Origin of the sequence: Pseudomonas sp. DD1, from assembly GCF_044510355.1 — a bacterium.
Taxonomy (GTDB): domain Bacteria; phylum Pseudomonadota; class Gammaproteobacteria; order Pseudomonadales; family Pseudomonadaceae; genus Aquipseudomonas; species Aquipseudomonas shahriarae.
The window spans coordinates 67,965-90,124 of sequence record NZ_MSAJ01000011.1 but is presented as its reverse complement, the minus strand read 5'-3'; the positions used below and the strand labels follow the sequence as shown (position 1 = coordinate 90,124).

Annotated in this window: 16 protein-coding genes; 4 read left to right on the top strand and 12 right to left on the bottom strand. The window is 60.7% G+C overall.

Features of this window, described 5'->3' with window-relative positions; genetic code table 11:
- Nucleotides 1-345: 345 nt before the first annotated feature.
- Both PSFL_RS08380 and PSFL_RS08375 read right to left on the bottom strand, forming a co-directional pair.
- Nucleotides 346-1,443 carry a P1 family peptidase gene (locus PSFL_RS08380; protein ID WP_170044900.1) on the bottom strand — a complete coding sequence of 366 codons (1,098 nt, stop codon included), beginning with the start codon at nt 1,441-1,443 and terminating at the stop codon, nt 346-348.
- A gap of 9 nt (nt 1,444-1,452) precedes the next feature.
- Nucleotides 1,453-2,817: an APC family permease gene (locus PSFL_RS08375; protein ID WP_057444785.1), complete on the bottom strand. Its 1,365-nt coding sequence runs from the start codon at nt 2,815-2,817 to the stop codon at nt 1,453-1,455.
- 212 nt (nt 2,818-3,029) lie between these two features.
- Between PSFL_RS08375 and PSFL_RS08370 the strand changes: the two genes are divergently transcribed.
- Nucleotides 3,030-3,824, top strand: coding sequence for a helix-turn-helix transcriptional regulator (locus PSFL_RS08370; protein ID WP_057959676.1), 795 nt, complete (start codon nt 3,030-3,032; stop codon nt 3,822-3,824).
- Between the two features lie 214 nt (nt 3,825-4,038).
- Here PSFL_RS08370 and PSFL_RS08365 read toward each other — a convergent pair whose 3' ends face one another.
- From PSFL_RS08365 to PSFL_RS08350, 4 genes are read right to left on the bottom strand one after another with little or no spacing between them, the layout of a single operon-like run.
- Nucleotides 4,039-5,118 carry a polyamine ABC transporter substrate-binding protein gene (locus PSFL_RS08365; RefSeq protein WP_057959677.1) on the bottom strand — a complete coding sequence of 360 codons (1,080 nt, stop codon included), beginning with the start codon at nt 5,116-5,118 and terminating at the stop codon, nt 4,039-4,041.
- A gap of 60 nt (nt 5,119-5,178) precedes the next feature.
- Nucleotides 5,179-5,520 carry a cupin domain-containing protein gene (locus PSFL_RS08360; protein WP_057438450.1) on the bottom strand — a complete coding sequence of 114 codons (342 nt, stop codon included), beginning with the start codon at nt 5,518-5,520 and terminating at the stop codon, nt 5,179-5,181.
- Between the two features lie 27 nt (nt 5,521-5,547).
- Nucleotides 5,548-6,954 (bottom strand): FAD-binding oxidoreductase, encoded by a 1,407-nt coding sequence (locus PSFL_RS08355; RefSeq protein WP_057444789.1) that lies wholly within the window; start codon nt 6,952-6,954, stop codon nt 5,548-5,550.
- A 48-nt stretch (nt 6,955-7,002) separates the two neighbouring features.
- Nucleotides 7,003-7,827, bottom strand: a complete 825-nt coding sequence (locus PSFL_RS08350) for an AraC family transcriptional regulator (RefSeq protein WP_057438449.1) — start codon at nt 7,825-7,827, stop codon at nt 7,003-7,005.
- A gap of 257 nt (nt 7,828-8,084) precedes the next feature.
- On the opposite strand from PSFL_RS08350, the gene PSFL_RS08345 reads away from it, so the two are divergent.
- Nucleotides 8,085-8,357, top strand: a complete 273-nt coding sequence (locus PSFL_RS08345) for a DUF1652 domain-containing protein (RefSeq protein ID WP_057438448.1) — start codon at nt 8,085-8,087, stop codon at nt 8,355-8,357.
- A 47-nt stretch (nt 8,358-8,404) separates the two neighbouring features.
- On the opposite strand, the gene PSFL_RS08340 is transcribed toward PSFL_RS08345, so the two are convergent.
- Nucleotides 8,405-10,870 (bottom strand): UvrD-helicase domain-containing protein, encoded by a 2,466-nt coding sequence (locus PSFL_RS08340; RefSeq protein ID WP_397469896.1) that lies wholly within the window; start codon nt 10,868-10,870, stop codon nt 8,405-8,407.
- Between the two features lie 227 nt (nt 10,871-11,097).
- Here PSFL_RS08340 and PSFL_RS08335 point away from each other — a divergent pair, with 227 nt between their 5' ends.
- The gene (locus PSFL_RS08335) at nt 11,098-11,793 is read left to right on the top strand and encodes a pirin family protein (protein WP_057438447.1); all 696 of its coding nucleotides are present in this window, start codon (nt 11,098-11,100) and stop codon (nt 11,791-11,793) included.
- A gap of 130 nt (nt 11,794-11,923) precedes the next feature.
- On the opposite strand, the gene pgm is transcribed toward PSFL_RS08335, so the two are convergent.
- From pgm to PSFL_RS08315, 4 genes are all read right to left on the bottom strand, one after another.
- Nucleotides 11,924-13,570 (bottom strand): phosphoglucomutase (alpha-D-glucose-1,6-bisphosphate-dependent), encoded by a 1,647-nt coding sequence (pgm, locus tag PSFL_RS08330; protein WP_115128198.1) that lies wholly within the window; start codon nt 13,568-13,570, stop codon nt 11,924-11,926.
- 114 nt (nt 13,571-13,684) lie between these two features.
- Nucleotides 13,685-15,091: a PLP-dependent aminotransferase family protein gene (locus PSFL_RS08325; RefSeq protein ID WP_397470069.1), complete on the bottom strand. Its 1,407-nt coding sequence runs from the start codon at nt 15,089-15,091 to the stop codon at nt 13,685-13,687.
- Between the two features lie 37 nt (nt 15,092-15,128).
- Nucleotides 15,129-16,538, bottom strand: a complete 1,410-nt coding sequence (locus PSFL_RS08320) for a hypothetical protein (protein WP_170044897.1) — start codon at nt 16,536-16,538, stop codon at nt 15,129-15,131.
- Nucleotides 16,539-17,239: 701 nt separating this feature from the next.
- Nucleotides 17,240-18,262 carry a zinc-dependent alcohol dehydrogenase family protein gene (locus tag PSFL_RS08315; RefSeq protein ID WP_057438444.1) on the bottom strand — a complete coding sequence of 341 codons (1,023 nt, stop codon included), beginning with the start codon at nt 18,260-18,262 and terminating at the stop codon, nt 17,240-17,242.
- Nucleotides 18,263-18,509: 247 nt separating this feature from the next.
- Between PSFL_RS08315 and PSFL_RS08310 the strand changes: the two genes are divergently transcribed.
- Nucleotides 18,510-19,424 (top strand): LysR family transcriptional regulator, encoded by a 915-nt coding sequence (locus tag PSFL_RS08310; protein WP_057959684.1) that lies wholly within the window; start codon nt 18,510-18,512, stop codon nt 19,422-19,424.
- Nucleotides 19,425-19,775: 351 nt separating this feature from the next.
- Here the strand turns inward: PSFL_RS08310 and PSFL_RS08305 are convergent, their stop codons facing one another.
- Nucleotides 19,776-22,019 (bottom strand): TonB-dependent siderophore receptor, encoded by a 2,244-nt coding sequence (locus PSFL_RS08305; protein ID WP_115128195.1) that lies wholly within the window; start codon nt 22,017-22,019, stop codon nt 19,776-19,778.
- Nucleotides 22,020-22,160: the final 141 nt, after the last annotated feature.

The window sequence follows — 22,160 nt, the reverse complement described above, 5'->3', positions numbered from 1 at the left end:
CTTATGAAGGCGAAAAGAAACTGACACAATTCGAAATCACACGTCCAGTATTTTTTTTGTTGGAAAAGTGCGTGGACGGAATAACGACTGCAAACATTGGGAATCAAGTGTTTATATTCTTTGTTTTGGGCTGGATGGCGGCAAGCGGGCTATTTAAATATTAAATAGTGCTAAATAGTTAAATGCCAGACACGTCACACTTTAGTGCTAAGTGGATCCAATATATTGAGTGGGGTGCACTTTTAAAGTGCCACCGTGTCATTGGTAAATATTAAATAGCCACTGTTTAAATATCGACAGCTTGCGGCCGCTATCACCGGCAAGCCGGCGATAGCGAGGTCAAGACTAGCCACGCCACCCCGTTTGGCGCAGGGCCTCCAGCAGCGTCTGCCCCTCCAGCCCCGGTACCAGCACGCCATCGGCGGTGGTCATGTCCTCCCCGGCGAGGATCGCGTTGATGATCGCCTCTTCCACCGCCTCGGCCGCGGCGCTGAACAAGGGCGAAATATGATCGTTATTGACCATGCTCAACGTTGTGCTCAGGGGCAGGTCCTTGCGCCCGTAATCCGCCGGCGGGAGGTCGTGGTTGCCGGTGGCAAACGCGAGGAACAGATCACCACTGGAGTCCTCGGTGCCACCGCCGGTGCGGGCAATGCCGATGGAGGCGCGTTGCGCCAGGCGCTGGCACTGGTGCGGCAGCAGCGGCGCATCGGTGGCGATAATCACCACGATGGAACCCATGCCCGGCGTACCACGCTCGGCAAATGGCGAGGCGATTTCCATCAGGTGCCGCCCCACCGGGTAGCCATCCACCCGCAGCTCCTGGCGCTTGCCGTGGTTGGCCTGCACCAGCACGCCGACAGTCCAGCCGCCCTGCTCCGCCGCCAGCTTGCGCGAGGCGCTGCCGATGCCGCCCTTGAATTCATGGCAGATCATCCCGGTGCCACCGCCCAGGGCGCCCTCCTGTACCGGGCCGGATTCCGCGTTGGCCACGGCCTGCAGCACATGCTCGGGGCCGATATGCTGGCCCCAGATATCGTTGAGCAGGCCGTCGTAGGTTTCCATCACCACCGGCATGCACCAGTACACCGCCGGGTCCGCCAGGCTGTCGCGCTCCAGGGCAATCAGGGTGTCGCGCACAATGCCGATACTGTGGGTGTTGGTGATCGCCAGGGGCGTGGTCAGCAGCCCCGCTTCGCCGATCCACTCAAGGCCGGTGGCGTCGCCGTTGCCGTTGAGCACGTGGTACCCGGCAAAACACGGCTGCAGCCGCGCTGCACCGGCCCGCGGCTGGATCAGTGTGACCCCGGTGCGCACCTGTTTGCCGTCGATCTGCTCCTTGAGCGTGCTGTGGCCGACCCGAATCCCGGGGACGTCGGTAATCGCATTCAATTCGCCGGGCGTACCCAGCCCCAACGTGATGCCCAATTGACGTGCGCGCATAACCACTCCTTACAGTTTCTGAAACGCCGGACTCGACCGGCCGCTGATGCAGTACAGGATCACCGACAAGGCCAGCAGGCCGATGATAATCATGATGTCGCGCATGGACGCCGCGCTAAACAAGGTAAACAACAGATAACCCGCGCCCGCCACGGCCAGCAGTGCCGGCACCGGCCACAGGGGCATGCGGTACGGGTGCTCGCGGTCGCGCAACAGCACCCGGCTCATCAGCGCGCTCAGGGCGACGATCAGGTACACCAGCATGATCAACAACACGCTGAAGGACGTCAGGTCTGCCAGGTTGGAGCTGAAGCTGAGCAGTGCCGATGGGATCGCCAGAAACAGCGTGGCCAGCCATGGCGAATCCCAGCGTGGGTGGATGCGGGTGAAGAGTTTATTGATGGTCGGCGTCCACAGCGCATCACGGCCGCTGCTGAACACCACCCGGCCGATCTGGATCACGATGGCAACGATGGCGTTGAACACCGAGAGGAAGATCCCGGCGCTGACCAGGCGTGACAGGGTTTCATTACCATGGCTGGTCAGCAGGTAGCCGATGGGGTCCGGGCTGCTGATCATCTCGCTCAGGGAGGGCGCGCCGATCAACAGCGCGGTGATTGGCACCAACTCGATCACCACCACCAGGCCCAGGGACCACAGCACCGCCTTGTGCACGCCCTTGCCGCCGCACTTCATGTCTTCGGCCAGCAACACCGCCGGGCCGTAGCCGTTGAACGAGAACAGGCCGATGCCCACCGCGCCGATCACCAGGGCCCAGGGCGCCAGGTGCAGCACGCCGTTTTCGACGATCTGCGGTTGGAACAGCACACTGGCCGGCTGTACCGGGTTGCCAAAGCCGATAAACACAATCACCAGCAACGCCGCCACTTCCAACAGCAGGCAAGTGCCGGTGATCCAGGCGTTGAGCTTGATATTGAGAATGCCCAGGGCGTAACTGCACACCACAATCACCAGGGCCACGGTTTGTGAATCGAATTTCGTGCCCAGGGCGTTATTGAGGTAGGTCGCGGCGCCGGTGGCCAGGACTGGCGGGATAAACAGCAGCATCACCAGTACCGTGAGGAACGTCGCGTAGCCGGCCATGCCGCCAAACACGCGCTTGGCGTACACGTATTCGCCACCGGCACTGTTATGGGCACGCCCCAGTTCCGCGTAGCAAAAGGCAAACATCAGCGCCAGTAGCCCAGCCATCACAAATGCCAGGAACACCCCGCTGCCCGCTTGCTGGATCGCGAACGGTGCAATAACAAATACGGAACTGGCCGGGGTTACCGCCGAAACGGTAATGGCCACCACATCGAACACACTCAAGGTAGGTTTCAGCACGCCGTCGGGTGCGGGGGTTGCGCTCATGTCGTTATCCTCGTGGTTATTCTTTTTATTGGAAAGCTGGTTGAGGCAGGAACGAAAAGGGAATGCGTGTGCGGGATATGTTTCCCGCTGAATGCCAGGGAATCTAGGCGCTGCGCCGGCACCCGCCAATTCCCCTATTGGAGTACTCCCCTTGACGGGCTCGTGCAAAAGCCGAACCCTTGGCCGATCTTTCAGCCATCGGAACCCATCACATGAGCCTGTTCAGGGAAATCGGCATGCATGCGGGGCTGGGTCGGACGGTGTCGCAAATTGGCACCGAGCGTTTCTGGAAGCAACTGGTGTTGCTGCTGCACCAGAACCTGGCGTTCGATAACGCCCTGGCAATCTTCTACCCGCTGGATGGCCCGCCCCAGGCGCTGGAGGAGTACGACGCGCAGCCCACCAGCAAACCGGCGTCGATGCTGGTGTACCTCAATGGTTTGTACTTGCTCGACCCGTTCTTCCAGGCCTGCCGCGAAGGCTATGCCAGCGGCGTGTATCGCCTGGAAGAGGTGGCGCCGGACCATTTCCGCCAGAGCGAGTACTTCCTCAATTACTTTCACGACAATGTGCTGGAGGATGAGGTGCAGTTCATCCTGCAACTGCCGGGGGTGGGCACCTTGTCGTTGTCCCTGGGGATGCAGCGGGTGTTTACCGCGTCTGAAACCGGGCTGCTGACCCTGCTGGCGGCGTGGGTGCTGCCACTGATGCAGCAGCACTGGCAGCAGAGCACCCGGCGCGCACCGGCCGGCGAGGCCATGGCCAGCCAGATTCGCGATGCGTTGAGCCATTTTGGCAGTGGGGTGTTGTCCGAGCGCGAACTGGAAATCGCCCGCCTGGTATTGCGCGGGTTCTCATCCAAGGCCATGGCCGAACGCCTGAGCATCTCGCCGGACACGGTCAAGGTGCATCGCCGGCACCTGTACGCCAAGCTGGATATCTCGTCGCAGCCGGAGTTGTTTTCGTTGTTTATCCAGTCGTTGGGGCATGACCTGGATAACCCATAGGGCAGGCACGCGGGAGTGGTGGATCCAGTAAGGATGTGTCGACTGGCCTACCGCCATCGCAGGCCAGCCAGCTCCCACATTTGACTTGTGGTGTAGCCACAATTTTCTGCTCGCCGAGTTCCCCCTGTGGGAGCGGGCTTGCCCGCGATGGCGGTGTGTCAGTCGCATTTATCTAACCTGACACTCCAGCCCCCACCAGGGTAAGCCTGCTGCCTTAGCGCCCGGTACGGATGGTGTTCCAGATCCGCGTGCGAACACGGTCGATCTTCATCGGCATGGCTTCGAGGGCGAAGAGCTTGCCCATCATTTCCTCGCTCGGGTACACCTTGGTGTCGCTCTTGATCACCGGGTCTACCAGGCTGTCGGCGGCGCTGTTGCCGTTGGCGTAGTGCACGAAGTTGGTGATGTCGGCCATCACGTCCGGGCGCAGCAGGTAGTTCATAAAGGCATAGCCGGCCTTCTCATCCGGGGCGTCGGCAGGCATGGCGACCATGTCGAACCAGATCGCGGCGCCTTCCTTGGGGATGTTGTAGCCGATCTTCACGCCATTCTTGGCTTCCTTGGCGCGGCTTTCGGCCTGCAGCACGTCACCCGAAAAACCCACTGCCACGCAGATGTCGCCATTGGCCAAGTCACCGGTGTATTTCGAGGAGTGGAAGTAGGCAATGTACGGCCGCACTTTGATCAGCAGCGCCTCGGCCTTTTTATAGTCTTCGGGGTTCTTGCTGTGGTGCGGCAAGCCCAGGTAATTCAGGGCAATGGGCAGCAGTTCCGGACCGTTGTCGAGAATCGCCACCCCGCACTTACTGAGTTTTTCCATGTATTCGGGCTTGAAGATCAAGTCCCAGGAGTTGACCGGCGCGTCGTCGCCCAGCACTGCCTTGACCTTGTCGATGTTGTAGCCGATGCCGGTGCTGCCCCACAGGTACGGGAAGCCGTGTTCATTGCCCGGGTCGTTGGTTTGCAGGGCCTTGAGCAGCACCGGGTTGAGGTTTTTCCAGTTCGGCAGCTGGCTCTTGTCGAGTTTTTTCAGGGCCCCGCCCTGGATCTGCCGGGCCATGAAGTGGTTGGACGGGAACACCACGTCGTAGCCCGAGTTACCGGTCATCAACTTGCCGTCCAGGGTCTCGTTGCTGTCGTACACGTCGTAGCTGAAACCGATCCCGGTTTCCTTCTGGAAGTTCTTGGTGGTGTCCGGCGCGATGTAGCTCGACCAGTTGTAGATTTTCACCGTTTCGGCGGCCTGGGTCAGGGACGCCACCAACATCAAGGGCAACAGGGCAATGGGTCTCATGGTTCGATTTCCTGGCGGTTATAGGGCTGTTTTTATGGCAGGCGATCAAGGATCAAAAGATTAGAGGATCAACACATAGGTCTTGCGCACGGTCTCCTGGATATCCCAGATGCCGGTGCTGTTGGCCGGCAACATCAGTGCATCGCCGGCTTCGATATGCAGGGTTTCGCCGTCATCGGGAGTGAAGGTGCAGCGGCCCTGGATAAAGTGGCAGAACTCCTGGGCCACGATCTGGCGCCGCCAGCGGCCCGGGGTGCATTCCCAGATACCGGTTTCGACGCCGTCGTTGCGCTCAACGCTGAGGGTGGAGGCCACGGCAACCGGAGTGCCCAGGGGCACGGCGACCGGGTTTGAGTCCGGCAAGTGGCGGTTAAGGGTGTCTTTGAATTGGGTAATGCTCATGGTCATACCTGTGGTGATTGAAGCGACTTAATGCATGAAACCTTCCATGAAACCGGCAATCCCGCTGGCCAGCTTGCGCCGCCAGGGCGCGGTGTTCGGGTCGGCCAGGGTCTGGTCCTCATGGACAAAACTGCGAATTATGGCGTTGTAGCCCAACCAGCGGCACGGCTCCGGCTCCCAGCCCCGGAGGGTATTCAGGCCGCCGTCGCGCAACACCCATGGCTGCTGGACCAACGGCGTGTCGCGCCCCAGGATCAGGTCGGCCAGGGTCCGGCCACCCAGGTTGCTGGCGCCCACGCCCTCCCCGCCATACCCGCCGGACAAGGCGATGCCACTCTGTTGGTCGCACAGCATGTGCGGCCGGAAACGCCGCGACATGCCGAGGTTACCGCCCCAGGAGTGGGTGACCCGCACATGCTTGAGTTGCGGGAACAGCTCGCAGAACAGGTAGCGGCGCAGTTCCACTTCGCTGTCGGTGAGGTCGAAGTTGTGGCGCAGCTTGCCGGCAAACTGATAGCCGCCGCGGGCCCCGAACACCAGGCGGTTATCGGCGGTACGCTGGCCGTAGGTGACCTGGCGGCTGCTTTCACCGAAGGCCTGGCCCTGATTCAGGCCGATTTCCTCCCAGGTACTGGCCGGCAGGGGTTCGGTGGCGACGATCAGGCTCTGCACCGGCAGTTGATAGCGGCCCAGGGGCTTGAGCGTCGGCGCATAGCCCTCCACCGCCGGCACCACCCACGAGGCACGGACCTGGGCCTGCTCGGTGCGCAGGCTGCCGGACTGCCAGTGGGTGACCGGGCTGTTCTCGTAGATCGCCACGCCCATGGCCTCGACCACCCGCGCCAACCCGCGCACCAGCTTGGCCGGGTGGATCGTCGCGACGTGGGGGGTGTAGACCGCACCATAGGCCGAGGCGATGCGGATCTGCCCGGCCAGTTGTTCGGGGCTGAGCCAGCGGTAGTCGTCGTCGGTCAGGCCTTGGCCATGCAGTTTGGCCAGGTATTCGCGCAGGCTGGCTTCCTGCTCGGGGTACCGGGCGGCGCAGTGCAACGCCCCGCCTTTGCGGTAGTCGCAGTCGATACCTTCGCGCTGCAACACCTGCCCGACTTCATCGGGGATGCCGTGCAGCAGGTCAAACGAGGCCCGGCGCTGCTCGGCGGGCAGCCCTGCCAGCAAGCGATCTTCGCCCAGCAGATTGCCCATCAGCCAGCCACCGTTGCGCCCGGAAGCGCCAAAACCGGCGGTCTGCGCCTCGATGATCACCACCTTGAGCTGCGGCGCGTGGCGCTTGAGGTAATAGGCGGTCCACAACCCGGTGTAGCCGGCGCCAATAATGGCCACATCGACATCCAGGTCCTGCCCGAGGGACGCACGCGCCTCCAGCGGCTCTTGCAGCTGGTCCATCCATAAACTGATCTTGCGCCATGCCGGCATGCCGAACTCCACCACCAAACGTCGATGGCGTGATCCTAGTGCCTGGCTTCAGTCGTCGTCTTGCGCGCGTGCACGCAGGGAAATTTGTTTGACGTAGGCCTTGGGCGACAAGCCAGTGTGCTGGCGGAAACAGCTGTAGAACGCCGACAAGGAATTGAAACCGGCGGCAAACGCCAGCTCGTCGATACGGATCGGCGGCGTGGCGCCGTCCAGCGCCGCCAGTAAATGCTGCAGGCGGGCCTGGTTGACGTAGCGGTAAAAGCTCTGCCCCAGCACCTGGTTGAGCAGATAGGAAATCTGGTTGCGGCTGTAACCACATTCCTTGGCCACCCGCTGCAGGTCCAGTTCCGGGTCGAGATAGGGTTGCTGGCGCTGGAAGTACTGCTGCAGATCGTTGGCCAGGTAACTCAGTTGCTGGGGCGACAGGCCCAGGCGGCTGACGGTCGGCCGCGTGGCCTGGGACTGGGAGCGGCTGGTGGCGGGCTCGTGCACCAGGGACGCGTATTCGTTGACGCGCCAGATCAGCCCGTCGCGCACGGTGATCGCCTCACTGGTGCGAAACGACACCAGGCCCTGGCCGCCACGCAAGGTCACGCGATACTGGATAAAGGCGGTATCGCCGTCGGTGCGAATGCGGTCGGTGTGTTCAATGCCTTCGTCGGGGTCGCGGGGCATGCTGGCTTGCAGGTACTCGCGCAACTGGTCGAAGCACACCACGCGGTTCTGGAAGAAATCGTGGTACTGGATATCCGGGTGATAGTGCGCCATCACCCCGTCCAGGTCCCGGTGTTTCCAGCAAAGATGATGGCGCAACACCACCTCGGCAGTCGCTTGCGTCTGTTGCGGGCTATCGGCCGGGGCGGTCTGTGGCATACAACGCTCGAAAACGGCTAAAGCCTGGAGCTTGCACAACTTTACCAAGGGCTTCAATGGCAACGTGACAGTTTTAAGTAGTGGCCTTTTGCCTAAGCATTCGTAAGACATGACCCACATCAAACTTCTTGCAAGCAACTGCCGAACGGATAGAAAAAACTCCGGTGTTCACTGCGAGTGAGTGCTATTTTTTAAGCTTCACGGTCAGCGCCATTGATGGTTCTGACGCCCTTGCCGCGAGCTAAAGGAAGCGCTCAATGAACAAGGTGGGCCACATGAACAAAGTGACGTTCCCCAACGCATGTCAGTTGATGCGCTGGCATTTTCATCCGGTCGGTTTTGAAGGCAGCATGGACGCACCCGGCAGCCTGATTGCGCGCCTGTTTGACCGAGAGAGTGGTGAAACCCTGATTGCCATCGCTGGCATTCCCTGCGCCACGGTGATGAATGCCACGGATGTGGAGCGGATTATCGAGGCGATCGAGGCTGAGCTGGAATCGTTTGTGCGGCCAAAGTTGCTACAGGCCTGAAGGGTGTGGGAGCTATCTCGCCCGGCGAGACAGCTGCCACATTTGATTTATTGCGCTTTAATGGCGCGGCGATCATCAAAGAACGCCTTGCCCCCCGCCACCCGATCCGACGCCCTGGGCGCATGCCCCACCTGGCCATCCTGCCCCTCGACATACCAATAGCAATGGCTCACCGCCCGGGTAATCCCGACATAGGCCAGGCGCAGCACTTCGTCTTTTTGCGCATTGTCGTAAGGCTCGGCATCCCCGTCCTTGCCAAGGCCGGCCATGCGGTACACCTGGTTCTTGTAGGGCGAACGGGTCAGGTGCTGGCAGTCGCCGAGCAAAAACACAGCATCCGCCTGTAGCCCCTTGGCGCTGTGGTAGGTCAGTTGCTTAAAGCGGCGCATGCCCGGCGGCAAGCTAGAATCAAGGTTAACTACAGACTGAATATGTTCCTGAATCAATAGCTTATCGCTGCTTTTTCGATACAACATCAACACCGACTCGCCCCGTTGATAGTGCGCCAGCAACCGCTGCGCCAGGCCCGCCTCGTCACGATCCAGCACCTGTACCGGCACCAGCGCCCTGGCTGCGCCGCTGGCCTTGGCCTTCTTGCCGCTGATTGCCGGTGCGGCTTTAACGATATGTTCGGCCGCATCAATGATGTGCTGATGACTGCGGAAGTTCTCCCCGAGCATCACCCGCGTGGTGGTCGGCGACGGGAACTCCTTGTTGAACTCCATGAAGTACTTGGGCGAACTGCCGCGCCAGCCATAGATCGACTGCCAGTCATCACCGACACAGAGCAGCGAAGAATGCTGGGCCGCGCGCCCCACATGCAGCGCCGGCCCACGGCTGCGGATCTCGCGCAGGCTGGCGCGGATCCACGACACGATCTGTGGCGAGACATCCTGGAATTCGTCGATCATCAAGTGCGACAGCGGGCGCAACAGCCCGTCGCTGAGCAGCTTGAGGTTTTCTGGCGTGTTCTCGCCAAACAGCGAAAACATGCGGTTGTAGGTCATGATCGGCGGCGACTGGTCCAGCAGATGATCTTCCAGGGCCTTCCAGAAAATACTCAGGGCCTCGAAGAAGCCGCGGTCCGGGTCATCCTTGGCAAAGCTCATCTGGCCCACCGCCGTGGGCACGTCCAGGCCGAGGTTCTCGATAAAGCCGGCGGCGCTCACAAAACAGTCCAGCAATGGCGCTGAAGCCAACTCACCTTTGACCTTGTAATCAAACCCGGGGCCGGAGCTGGCATCCCCCGCCAGGCTGCTCAACAGGCGCTTGGATGATTCGTAGTTATCCAACCAAATCAATGGCTTGCGGCAGAATGCTTGAAACAGGGTGCGTTTTACCGCCCATTCAGCCCGCACCGACAGCTTGGCCCCAGGGCGGGCGATCTGTGGGTTTTCCCTGGCGTCGAAGCCCAGCACCACCCAGGCATCCAGCTCGGCGCTGTAGCCATGGCAATGGAACGACGCACCATTGATTTCAACACGCTGGCGGTTCGGCTCGATGCCCTTGATCGGCCATGCGCCGGCCCGGAACCACAGATCCTCGATCACATCGCACAATTCTTCATCGCGCTTGGCCGCCAACTCGGTGACGGCCACGCGTTTTTGCACATCCGGGTGGTCGCGTTCCAGCTCCTTGAGCTGCAAGGCATGGCGGGCCATCGGTGCAATCAACTCGCGAAAACGTGCATGCCGGCCGTAGAGGCCGTGGTAGCAGGCATTGAGCTGCTGGCGTTGGGCATCGTTGATGCGCAGATCGAAGGGGTTGCTGTCGGCCTCGTCATCGTAGAGGCCGCTGCGCAGGTTTTCGAAGGCCTGCAACCGCTCAAAGCCCGGAAGGCTACGAACCATAGGCAGGATGCGCGAGTGAAAGGTGCGCACTACCGCCTGGGCTTCTTTCAAAGCAAGGGGTTGGCCCCACAGGTGGAGAATCTCCATGAGCTTGCGGATAAAGTCCTGGCGCGACTCGCGGGTGAAGGTCACCACGGTCATGGCGCTCAGCTCAAAGCCCAGGTAATGGGTCAACAGCAGGATCCGCAGGACCAGCGAGGTAGATTTGCCAGCCCCGGCCCCGGCAATCACCGAAGTTGAAGGGGTATCGCTGAAGATCATCTTCCACTGCGCCGTGCTGGGCTGCGCATGGGCCGGCAGCAGGCGCGCCACATCGGCTTTGATGCGTTTTTTCAGTTCGGGGGTCAGTGGCAGGCGCCAATCGTCGAACAGGCTGTCGTCCACGCCCGGGGCGCGGTGCTCATCGCTACGGAAGTCGCGAATCAACAGAACCTGACGGCCCTCCTCGATGCCATCGCGCCGGCCTTCCTGGTAGCCATACTCCACGCCGGCCTCATGCCCGCTGCGAAAGCCATCGGCCTGACCGTGCAACCACGAAAAACGATGCTGGGCCCGCAGGCGCGTCAACCCATGGCCAAACAGCCGCGCAGCCAGGCGTTTGAACAGCGGCATTTGCGCCAGGGGGCGCAGTTCGGGAGGCAGATCGGGGGTGTGTTGCGGCACGCGGACTCCTGCGGGGGCTTGAGCGAACAGAGGCCCTATGGTCGCCGGAATCCCTCGACAGTTCCAGCCAATTGCTTTGGCTTCATGCAGTTAGGCGATGAACTGAAGCTGGGGTCTAGTTCTGGGGCTGGAAAAACAATCGAATAATCTGATAAGAATCAGGCATTTTTTACGCTTTTTGTCGATGATGCCCTGGCGGATGATACGCCCATCAACAGGAGACGATCATGCTTGAACTTCGACCTTTTACCTCCCTGGGCGGCGCCAATCACGGTTGGCTGGATGCTCATCACCACTTCTCGTTCGCCGAGTACCATGACCCTCAACGTATGCATTGGGGCAACCTGCGGGTGTGGAACGACGACATCATCGCGCCGGGCACCGGCTTTCCGCAGCATCCGCACCGGGACATGGAAATCATCACCTATGTGCGTGAAGGTGCCATCAGCCACGCCGACAACCTTGGCAACAAGGGCCGCACCGAGGCGGGCGACGTGCAGGTGATGAGCGCCGGTACCGGGATCGCCCATAGCGAATACAACCTTGAAGCCACGGCGACCAAAATTTTCCAGATCTGGATCATTCCCAATGAAGCGGGCTTGCCCCCTTCCTGGGGCGCCAAACCTTTTCCCAAGGGTGAGCGCGAAGGGTTCGTGACCTTGGCCAGCGGCAAGCACGGTGACCATGAAAGCTTGCGGATCCGTGCCGACGCACGCCTGGTGGCGGCCAATCTGAAGGCTGGGGAAAGTGCCGAGTATCACCTGGATGCAGGCCGCCGGGCGTACCTGGTGCCGGCGACCGGGGTGATCGAGGTCAATGGTCTGCGAGCGCAGGCGCGTGACGGCGTTGCAGTGCAGGATGAGCGGGTGTTGCGGGTAACGGCGGTCGAAGACAGCGAAGTGGTGCTGGTGGACCTGGCCTGATCTCGAGCCAGACTCAAAAACCAATGTGGGAGCGGGCTTGCCCGCGATGACGATGGGTCAGTCACACATGTATTGACTGATCCACCGCCATCGCGAGCACGCCCGCTCCCACATTTTTTACAACTGTGTGTCAGTTCGCGGTGATGGCGCCATCCACCAACACCTGAGCCTCTTCCACCAGGCGCTTGAGGTGATCTTCGCCAATAAAGCTCTCGGCGTAGATCTTGTAGATGTCCTCGGTGCCCGACGGCCGTGCGGCAAACCAGCCGTTTTCGGTCATGACTTTCAGCCCGCCAATCGCCTGGTCATTCCCCGGCGCATGGCTGAGGATTTGCTGGATGCTCTCCCCGGCCAATTGCGTGGACGTGACCTGCTCCGGTGCCAGTTTGCCCAGCAGCGCCTTCTGCGCCGGCGTGGCCTTGGCATCCACCCGAATGGCGAACGGCTCGCCCAGGGCGTCGGTCAGGCCACGGTAGATCTGGCTGGGGTCCTGGCCTTTGCGCGAGGTCATTTCTGCGGCCAGCAAGGCCGGGATCAGACCGTCCTTGTCAGTACTCCACACGCTGCCGTCCTTGCGCAGGAACGAAGCGCCCGCGCTTTCTTCGCCGCCAAACCCCAGGGAGCCGTCGAACAGGCCGTCGGCAAACCATTTGAAGCCTACCGGCACTTCGTACAGGCGGCGGCCGATGCGTGCGGCCACGCGGTCGATCAAACCACTGCTGACCACGGTTTTACCCACGGCAGCATCCGCCCGCCATTGGGGACGGTTCTGGAACAGGTAGTCGATCGACACCGCCAGGTAGTTGTTCGGCGCCAACAGCCCGCCCGACGGAGTGACGATGCCGTGGCGGTCGTGGTCGGGGTCGCAGGCAAAGGCTACATCGAAGCGTTCTTTAAGGCCGATCAGGCCTTGCATCGCGTAGCTGGAGGACGGGTCCATGCGGATCTGGCCATCCCAATCCACGCTCATGAAACGGAAGGTCGGGTCGACTTCGGTATTCACCACGTCCAGGTTCAGACGGTAATGCTCGGCGATGGCCGACCAGTAGCGCACCCCTGCTCCACCCAGTGGGTCCACGCCCAGGCGCAGATCGGCGCTGCGGATGGCGTCCATGTCGATGACATTCACCAGATCGGCCACATAGGTGTTGAGGTAGTCATGGCGATGGGTGGTGTCGGCTTTCAGCGCCTGCGCGTGGGTGATGCGCTTGACCCCGGCCAGCTTGGCCGCCAGCAGTTCGTTGGCCTTGGCCTCGATCCATTTGGTGACGTGGGTATCGGCCGGGCCGCCGTTGGGCGGGTTGTACTTGTAGCCGCCGCTCTGGGGCGGGTTATGGGAGGGCGTGATGACAATGCCGTCGGCCAGCCCGCTGGTACGGCCACGGTTGTAGCAGAGGATGGCGTGGGAAATCGCCGGGGTCGGCGTGTATTCATCGCCTTCGGCGAGCATCACATGCACACCGTTGGCGGCCAGCACTTCCAGGGCGCTGGCGCCGGCCGGCGTGGACAGCGCGTGGGTGTCGAGGCCGACAAACAGCGGGCCATTGATGCCTTGCGCCTCACGGTACAGGCAAATGGCCTGGCTGATGGCCAATACGTGCCACTCATTGAAGCTCAAGTCAAAAGAACTGCCACGGTGCCCGGAGGTACCAAAAGCCACGCGCTGAGTGGAGATCGCTGCATCGGGCTGGCCGGTGTAATAGGCCGTCACCAGTCGCGGGATGTCCACCAGCAATTGAGCTGGCGCCGGTTTGCCCGCAAAAGGACTGAGAGTCATGCAAAAACCTCTGAAAAGAAGGATTCGGAAAAGGAATGCAGTTTACTGGGTGTTCGACCGCCACGCGACGGTATCTATCCCACAATAATCAGTGATATTTCCCACAAAACCAATTCATCCGTGCTGCCCCTGCTTGAGGGCCTGGGCCAACTCCTCCAACACCAGGTCCAGGCTGTGATGAGTGCTGACCACATGGCTCAAGCGAAAGTGCTGCTGGTACAGGCCCGTCACGCTGAATAACTCGCCCGGGGCGATCACCACCTGGCGCGCCAGCATGTTCTGGAACACCCGGCGCATATCCACGGCCTCGGTCGAACGCAACCAGAAGGTGGCGCCAGCCTGCGGCGCCCGGTACGTCACGCGCTCGCCCAGATGCTGGGCCAGGCGTGCCTGCATCGCTGCAGCGTGTTCCTTGAGCACTATGCGCAAATCATCCAGGTGCTGGTCAAAGCGGCCACTGTGGTACAGCCGGGCAATCGCACGCTGGCGAATGGACGATAAACGAAACGCACGCAACAGGAACTGACGCTGCAAGGGCGTGCTCAGGTGTCGCGAGAGTAGATAACCGTAGGGCGCCTCCGGGCCCATGGCTTTCTCGAAACTGGAAAACACCATCAGCCGCTCGGGGTTCACCAGGTCCCGCAGGTAGCGGGTGCACGCCTCAAACGCCAGCCCGCCATGGGTGTCGTTTTCCAGCAGCCAGCAGTCATATTGCTCCAGTAACCCGGCCACCTGCGCCTGATCCGCCACACTCAAGGCGTTACCCGTGGCAAGGCCTGGGGTCGAGGACAGCAGCGCCAGTTGCACCCCCTCGGTCCGCAGTTGCTGCTCCAGATACCCAGGATCGAGCCTGCCCTGCTCGTTGCATGGCCACTCGATCACACGCACTCCGGCATCTTGCAACAGGCGCAGGATAAGCCAGTCACACGGCGACTCCACCAACACCGTCGCCCCTTTGAGCGCCAGCACCTCGATCAGAATGGCCAGGACACCTCGCAGGTCCGCGCCGATGTACACGTCATCCGCCTGCCAGCAACGTGTGGGCGAACGGGTATAGCGCGCCGCCAGTGCCGCACGCAGTTCCCAGATACCACACGGCTGGGAATAGGGTTGCAACTGGCGCGGATACTGGCGCACCAGTTCACGCTCCAGTTGCAGCAGCGGCGCGTCCAGGGACAACAGCTGTGCCGGCTCATCGGCACTGAGTACCAACATCCCCGGCCTGCGTGCCCCTACATACAAGCGCTCCAGCAAATCCCCCGTGGTACAGCACGCAGTGCTACCGGCAATGGGCAAGGCGTAGTAGCCGGACTTGGCTACCGAGTACACCCTGCCCTCCTTTTCCAGGAGCGAGTAGGCGTACTGAATGGTGGAAATCGACACATTCAACCGCTCTGCCAGGTGTCGCAAGGACGGCAGCTTGACCCGGCCCTCGGTGCCCACTTCATTGATCAGGTTGATCATGTAGCGATACACCGCCTGATAGGCGAAGTCTGCCTGTTTATCGTCCCTCATGAGGATTCCTGCCCGAGCAACGGCTGCCGTCGCGCAACCACCCTCAGTACCCTGTTACGCCGCACGGTCCTGTGGCCGGCTCCTCGACATTGATACAGGCCGCATTGGCCGCAACATGGGTGCCGTACAAATGCTGCAAAAGCGCCAGGGGCAAACCGCTGGTATCGACAATCCAATGCTGGATCAGCTCTGCCGACGCCTTGCCCTCAAGAGCTTTGTGCAGTTCGGGCAGCGCCACCAGCATGCCCGGGTGACAGCGACGCAAGAAGGCTTCCAGCCGCTGTCCTTGCTGGATAAACGGTGAAAACAACAGGCACACCAGTTGGCTCTCCTCCAGGCCAAAGAACTCGCGGGCGTAGGTCGCCGCCAGCATGCGCCCATCCTTGGTGCCGGCTTGGGCAATCAGCAATTCGGGGATTTTTTTACGGCGCATAAAGCCGCTGGCGTGTTCGATAAAGCGCGTGACGCCCTCTCGATAATCAAGGCCCAGCAGCACTTCGGCCTGCAGGCCATGCATATGCGCCATCAGCAAGGGGTTGGCGTAGGCCGGGGTGCTGAACTGAAAGGCGAATTCATCCTGTTTGTAACCCATAAAATCGTAAAGCAGTGCCGTGAAATCCTGCCCGGCCGCGCGTAACAGATCGGCCACGCCGATATAGGTCAGGTGACGATGCACCTCTTTGGAAGCGTTATCCTCCGACGCGTAATGTTCGCCATAGACATCGCGGTAATAGCCGGCGCTGCAATCATCCATCCGGCAAAACAGGGCATTGAGCGCCAGTGGCTGGCCGGCGTGGCCTTTCATGCCAGCAGCGCGGGTGGTCCTGAACAGCCACGCCAGGTATTGGTTCTGCTGGCGCGGCGAATCACTGCTGACCAGGGCGTGCACCCCGCCGTCCCATGCCGTGATACGGCGATAGAAATCCCCCAGGGACAAGTATCTGTCGTTGCACACGCTGGCGCGGATATCCCCTGAACGCTTATGCCCGATCATCAACATGTTGCGCCGGCCGATATCCTGGCCCGCTGCTGAAGCGGGGCGCAGGTGGTTGAAGGGCAGAACTTCCTGGTTTTCCACCATCAGCAGCTCGACCCTGGGGTCGTCGTGGAAAAACAACGCACTGTAGCCCCGATGAATGCTGTCCAGCGCCGCTTGCGTCATCCCGGTATGGCGCAGGGTTGCGACTCGCAATTGAAAACTCCTCGGCGCCCGGCCGGCGATGGTCAATTGGGCGGCGCGCAAGAAGGCCAGTGCGTAACTGCTGCCTTTGCCGCCCCCGTGGGTGACCAGTACTTTGTAGTCGCCGATCTGCTCGATGCCACCTGCCGCTACAATCAACCGCTGAATCAATAACTGAAGTGCGGTGCGCTCCGCTCGCGAGAAGTAGCCCTGCAACCGTTGCAATACCTGCTGGTAAACATAATTCATGGCTTGTTCGTGAATAGCGCTCATAGCTTTACTACCTGAGGTTAACTGTCAGTTCCGAGCAAGCAGTTGCGCGTGCCTGTCCGACCTGCTGTTTGCTTAGAGTTGACGTCTGTTGCGATTAAAGCTGATAGCTAAATGTTAGCACCGCACAACAAAACGCCAGTTGGAACATCCCGACGAAGATGCCACCACCTGCTGAAGAAAGCCCCTACAGCGGCCCAATGACCACCTTAGGAACGGTCTTACAACTTCCTACTAGTCTTTAACTCAAACATTAAAGAATGATCTGACATATGCAGTGCAGGGCAAAGTCGGGATTCAGTTCGCGCGCACTTTAAGCCTCTCTCTACAGGCCAACGTCCTTGAGCCGGTATACAAGACGACTTATTAGTTACAGCGAACCGCTGTTTGGATTTGATTTCTGCAATCATTGCTCAGTCCTTGAGATGAAAGTGACTGGGCAATTATCAGCGCTTGTTTGATGATTAAAAGATACAGACTCGGCGCGAAAACCAGTGCAGTTTGGCGAGCCGGTGTTTACCGCAGTGCCCATGTAAAACGCCGCTGCTCTGGGATTCAGGGCAGCGGCGGCATTAAAGGCAGGTTTTGCAGGGGAAGAATCCCGGCGGCAGATTCAGCAGGCGCGGAGATCCTGTCCTTCTAAATGGCGTATTTGCCCCATGGCAAACACCGGCGAAATGTCCGTTTACGAACATTCCCACAGATCAAACAGCTTCAACCTGCAACGCCACCCGCTCGCGGCATGGGCATTCGTCCATATAGCGATGGGCTTCGACGAACTGGCTGAACGCAAACACCCGGGTCTTGAGCGGCACCAGCATGCCGTCGGCGGTCAACTGGTTGATCTCGCGCAGGGCCCGTTGCAATGCGGCCTGGTCCTGGGCAATGCCCAACTCCGGCTTGCCGGTGAAGTTGCCGATGCAGTGCACAAAGAACTGGATGTTTTTCTGGAACGCGGCACAGGCCGGGAACGGGGTCTGGTTGCCACCTTGCAGGCCATACAACACCAGACTGCCACGGGGTGCGAGAACATCGCCCAACAGTGACATCTGGGGGCCACCGAGGCCGTCGAACACCACATCCACACCGCGTCCATCGGTGAACTTGTTGATTTGCATCAGCAAGTCCTGCTCTTCAGTGACGATGACCTTTTCCGCGCCCAGGGACAGCAGGTATTCACGCTCGTCCGGCGACTTGGTGGCGGCAATCACCCGCGCCCCCAGGGCCTTGCCCAATTGTACGAACGAAGGCCCGGCACAATGGCTGGCATCCGTGACCAGGGCGAATTGCCCGGGCTTGACCCGCGCCAGGTCGACATAGGCAAAGTAGGCAATCAACAACGGCGTGTAATGCACGCTGGCCTGCACCGGGCTCAAGACATCCGGGTAACGGGTCAGGGCTGAACGGGGCAGGACAATCAGTTCGCCGTACACTGGATAGTCATTCGGGCTTTCGGCCGGAAAACTGGCAACCTTGTCGCCAATGGCCAGGTCTTCAACGCCCTCGCCCACAGCCACCACCACACCGGCCATTTCATGGCCAAGGCCCGACGGCAAGCGCGCATGGGAAGACGCCAGGTTCTGCCGCCAGAGAATGTCGTACCAGCTGATGCCAATCGCTTCGACACGCACCTGCACTTCGCCCGGTGCGGGCAACGTGGCTTCATGCTCTTCGCACTTGAGCACCTCGGCCGGACCAAACTTGTGAAAACGGATCGTGCGGGACATCGCAAACCTCGCCAAAGTAACCTCTAATGCCATGAACTTTATCTGGGCTTTCGGGGCAAGGCCACCAGTCGCCATTAATAGTCGTCATGTCTGTCATTGATTCCGCCCCTTCGGAAAATACCCCAGGCAGCGTAGGAAATCTGAATTAGCCGGTGCAGAGTACCAGCCTTTCCCCGTAAGATTCATGCCGGCCATTGTTATCATGTGGCCGCTCACGTCAAGTTCGCTGAATCTGCCAGGACACAAGATGAACCGTAACGACCTGCGTCGTGTCGACCTGAACCTGTTGATCGTATTCGAAACCTTGATGCATGAGCGCAGTGTGACCCGCGCTGCCGAGAAGTTGTTCCTCGGCCAGCCGGCCATCAGCGCCGCCTTGTCGCGCCTGCGCGGGTTGTTCGATGATCCGCTGTTCGTGCGCACCGGGCGCAGCATGGAACCCTCGGCCCGGGCGGTGGAGATTTTCGCCCTGCTCTCGCCGGCCCTGGATTCGATTTCCACCGCCGTCAGCCGCGCCGCCGAATTCGATCCGGCCACCAGCACCGCAGTGTTTCGCATCGGCCTGTCGGACGATGTAGAGTTCGCCTTGCTGCCACCCCTGCTCAAGCGCCTGCGCGCCGAAGCGCCGGGCATTGTGCTGGTGATCCGCCGCGTCAATTACATCCTGATGCCAGGCCTGCTGGCTTCCGGGGAAATCTCCATCGGCGTCAGCTACACCGCCGACCTGCCGGCCAACGCCAAGCGCAAGCTGCTGCGCCGCAGCCTGCCCAAACTGCTGCGCGCCGACAGCGTGCCCGGCTCCCTGAGCCTGGACGACTTCTGCGCCCGCCCCCACGCCCTGGTCTCGTTTGCCGGCGACCTCAGCGGGTTTATTGATGAAGAGTTGGAAAAACTCGATCGCAAGCGCCATGTGGTGCTGGCCGTCCCGCAATTCAACGGCCTGGGCACCCTGCTGGCGGGCACCGACATCCTCGCAACCGTGCCCGACTACACCGCCGAAGCCCTGACCGCCGCAGGCGGCCTGCGGGCTGAAGACCCGCCGTTGCCTGTGCGCAGTTTTGAATTGCATATGGCATGGCGTGGTTCACAGGACAATGATCCGGGGGAGCGCTGGTTGCGGTCGCGGATACAGATGTTTTTTGGGGATCCTGAGAGTCTTTAGGCGTTGTCGGGCAGGCTGTTTAGCTGATCATTTCTGGCTTTTCATAGGCCATGGAGATCCATTCACTTCCAGTGGATTGCTACATTGGGGGCACATCGAGGGCATGCTTTGGATGGTTTGAAAAGGATGCCCCCCAGCCTGAGGATCATGGCCCCCTTTTTCAAAACATCACCCGTTGCGGTTCCCAAAAACGCCGCCGAGCGCTACCCGATCATTGAAGTCGAGCGATCGCCAATGATGATGCGCAGGGAAAACGTCAACCTGATCGGTACCGCTCGGCGTTACGCGCCACAGGCAAAAAAAACGCCTGCATCGCTGCAGGCGTCTTTGTATGCGTTGCTCCAGGCACCGTCAGAAATCTACGGTACCCGAGACCAGCAAGGTACGCGGTGCACCCAAACCACCGGAAAGGCCGCTGCCGTCACCGCCGTTCCACGAGCCGAGCCAGTACGCCTTGTTGGTGACGTTCTGCACGGTGGCGCGCAGGGTCACCGGCTTGGTCTCGACCTTGAACGCATAACGCGCGCCCACATCGTAGGTGGTGTAAGCGTCCAGCGAGACCCGATGGTCGTTGGTCGCGTATTGCTTACCGGTATGGTTGACGTTACCGGTCAAGGTCAGCCCAGGCACGTCAAGCAGGTCGTATTCGGTGCCCAGCTTGGCGATCACCTTAGGTACGCCGGTGACTTGCTCGCCTTTGACGCCGCCGGCGACCACCTTGGTCATTTCCGCCTGGGTATAGGTCGCGCCCCCCATCAGGCGCAGGCGCGGTAGCGGCTCACCGAAGAACGACCACTCCACACCACGGTTACGTTGCTCGCCGTAGACGCCGAAGATATTGGTGGCCGGATTGGTAAAGGCACTCGGCTTCTCGATCTGGAACAGGCTGGCGGTGTGGGCGAACGTGCCCAGGTCGACCTTGGCCCCCACCTCGTATTGCTTGGTCTGGTAAGGCTGCATGACTGCACCGCGATTCGCTGCCGTATCAGGTGCCGTAGCGCCCTGGCTCAGGCCTTCGATGTAGTTGCCATAGAGCGACACCTTGTCCGTCACTTTGACCAACAGGGCAGTGGCCGGCGAGACGCGGCTTTCGTCGTAGCTGACTTTCGACGCCCAGTCACCGAAGTTCTCGGTGGTGTTCTCCACGCGCTGGCGGCGGGCGCCCACGGTCCATTGCACGCGGTCATCGGCGAAAGACAGGGTATCGGCCAGCGCATAACTGCCCAGGGTCGCGCGGGTCTGCGAGGTGGTCACGCCATAACCCGGGAAGGTCGGTGTGTCGCCAAAGTCCAGGTTGTCGAAATGGGTGGTACCGGGAATACCGGCCCTGGCGTCCTTGAAGCTGTTGTCGGAGGTGAAACGGGTGGTGGCGAGGGTCCAGGTGTGGCCCACAGGCCCGGTCTGGAATTTGCCCTTCAGGCCTAGTTCACCGGATTGCTGGGTGCCGCTGCGGGTCGAGCGAATCGCCGAAGAACTGATGTCACCCACATTGTTGATCAGGGTACTGGAGTTGATCAGCGCGTTGTAACCCCCATCGCGCTGCCCCCATGCCGCGTAGGCCGTGACGGAATCTGACAGGTCGTACTCACCGCGTACCATGGTGGTAGTGGTGTTGTTGATCGTGTAGGCCCAGTCTGGCGCCAGTGAATGGTCGCCCTTCTTCGGGCTTGGCAGGTGGGTCACGTTGGTGCCGATCGTATTGATACCGAAGTAGTTGAGGCCGTCGACACGCTCGCGTTGCTTGTAGAAGTCGAGCGAGATGCGCGCACGCTCGCCGCGCCAATCCAGGCCCAGGGACGACAGCGCCATTTTGTGCTGCTGGTTATCCACGGGCGTGTCGCCGTCACGGTAGACACCGTTGAAACGGATACCGAACTGTTTCTTGTCACCGAAACGTTGCCCCAGGTCCGCATGCACGCCGCCCAAACCACGGGATTCATACGTGGTAGTCAAGCGTGCAAGAGGCTCATCGCCCGCGCGCTTGGGCACCAGGTTGATGCTGCCGCCGACGGTGCCGCTGGGTGGCATGCCGTTGAGCAACGCCGATGGCCCCTTGAGCACCTCGATACGCTCGGCCAGTTCGGTGGAACCGCGCATGTTCGGCGCCATGCCGACCAGGCCGTTGTAGGTGATGTCATCGGCGTTACTGTAGAAGCCGCGAATAAAGAAGGTTTCAAAGTTGCTGCGCTTGGTTGGCACATATACCGAAGGGTCGGTGGCGCCGATCAATGAACCGATGTCCTGAGCCTGGCGGTTCTGAATGTACTCATCGGTGTAGCTGATGATGTTGAACGGCGTCTCCATGAAGTCCTTGTTGCCCAGCAGCCCGACACGACTGCCCGAGGCGACCTGCCCACCCGCATACACCGGCGGCAAGTCGTCGGCGGAGTCCATGCTGCCTTCCACCAGCGTTTCGCCCAGTTCCAGCGTTTGCTGTTTTGACGGCTCGGCAGGTGGCGCAGCGACCGCCCCCATGGAGGTGGTGCCCAACCCCAGCAATAGCGCCATGTGAACGGCAGTGAATGTGCGATTGAAGGTAAAGCGTTGCGCAGCCTGCAGTAAATCAGGAGTGGCGTGGCGACAGCGTTCCGACATGCTGGATTCCTTTCAAGGCGGAGAGTTAGTGGATATTCACTAGGTACTCCGAACCAGAAGGTCAAACCCTCAATAGCAATCATTAGCATTTGGATATTTTTCAAAGAACGCGGATGCCTGAACGGCACCCGCCCTTTTTTG

Coding starts and splice junctions, on each gene's coding strand:
- PSFL_RS08380 (WP_170044900.1), bottom strand. CDS start 1,443: ATGCGCGCACGTCAATTGGGCATCACGTTGGGGCTGGGTACGCCCGGC.
- PSFL_RS08375 (WP_057444785.1), bottom strand. CDS start 2,817: ATGAGCGCAACCCCCGCACCCGACGGCGTGCTGAAACCTACCTTGAGT.
- PSFL_RS08370 (WP_057959676.1), top strand. CDS start 3,030: ATGAGCCTGTTCAGGGAAATCGGCATGCATGCGGGGCTGGGTCGGACG.
- PSFL_RS08365 (WP_057959677.1), bottom strand. CDS start 5,118: ATGAGACCCATTGCCCTGTTGCCCTTGATGTTGGTGGCGTCCCTGACC.
- PSFL_RS08360 (WP_057438450.1), bottom strand. CDS start 5,520: ATGAGCATTACCCAATTCAAAGACACCCTTAACCGCCACTTGCCGGAC.
- PSFL_RS08355 (WP_057444789.1), bottom strand. CDS start 6,954: ATGCCGGCATGGCGCAAGATCAGTTTATGGATGGACCAGCTGCAAGAG.
- PSFL_RS08350 (WP_057438449.1), bottom strand. CDS start 7,827: ATGCCACAGACCGCCCCGGCCGATAGCCCGCAACAGACGCAAGCGACT.
- PSFL_RS08345 (WP_057438448.1), top strand. CDS start 8,085: ATGAACAAGGTGGGCCACATGAACAAAGTGACGTTCCCCAACGCATGT.
- PSFL_RS08335 (WP_057438447.1), top strand. CDS start 11,098: ATGCTTGAACTTCGACCTTTTACCTCCCTGGGCGGCGCCAATCACGGT.
- pgm (WP_115128198.1), bottom strand. CDS start 13,570: ATGACTCTCAGTCCTTTTGCGGGCAAACCGGCGCCAGCTCAATTGCTG.
- PSFL_RS08320 (WP_170044897.1), bottom strand. CDS start 16,538: ATGAGCGCTATTCACGAACAAGCCATGAATTATGTTTACCAGCAGGTA.
- PSFL_RS08315 (WP_057438444.1), bottom strand. CDS start 18,262: ATGTCCCGCACGATCCGTTTTCACAAGTTTGGTCCGGCCGAGGTGCTC.
- PSFL_RS08310 (WP_057959684.1), top strand. CDS start 18,510: ATGAACCGTAACGACCTGCGTCGTGTCGACCTGAACCTGTTGATCGTA.
- PSFL_RS08305 (WP_115128195.1), bottom strand. CDS start 22,019: ATGTCGGAACGCTGTCGCCACGCCACTCCTGATTTACTGCAGGCTGCG.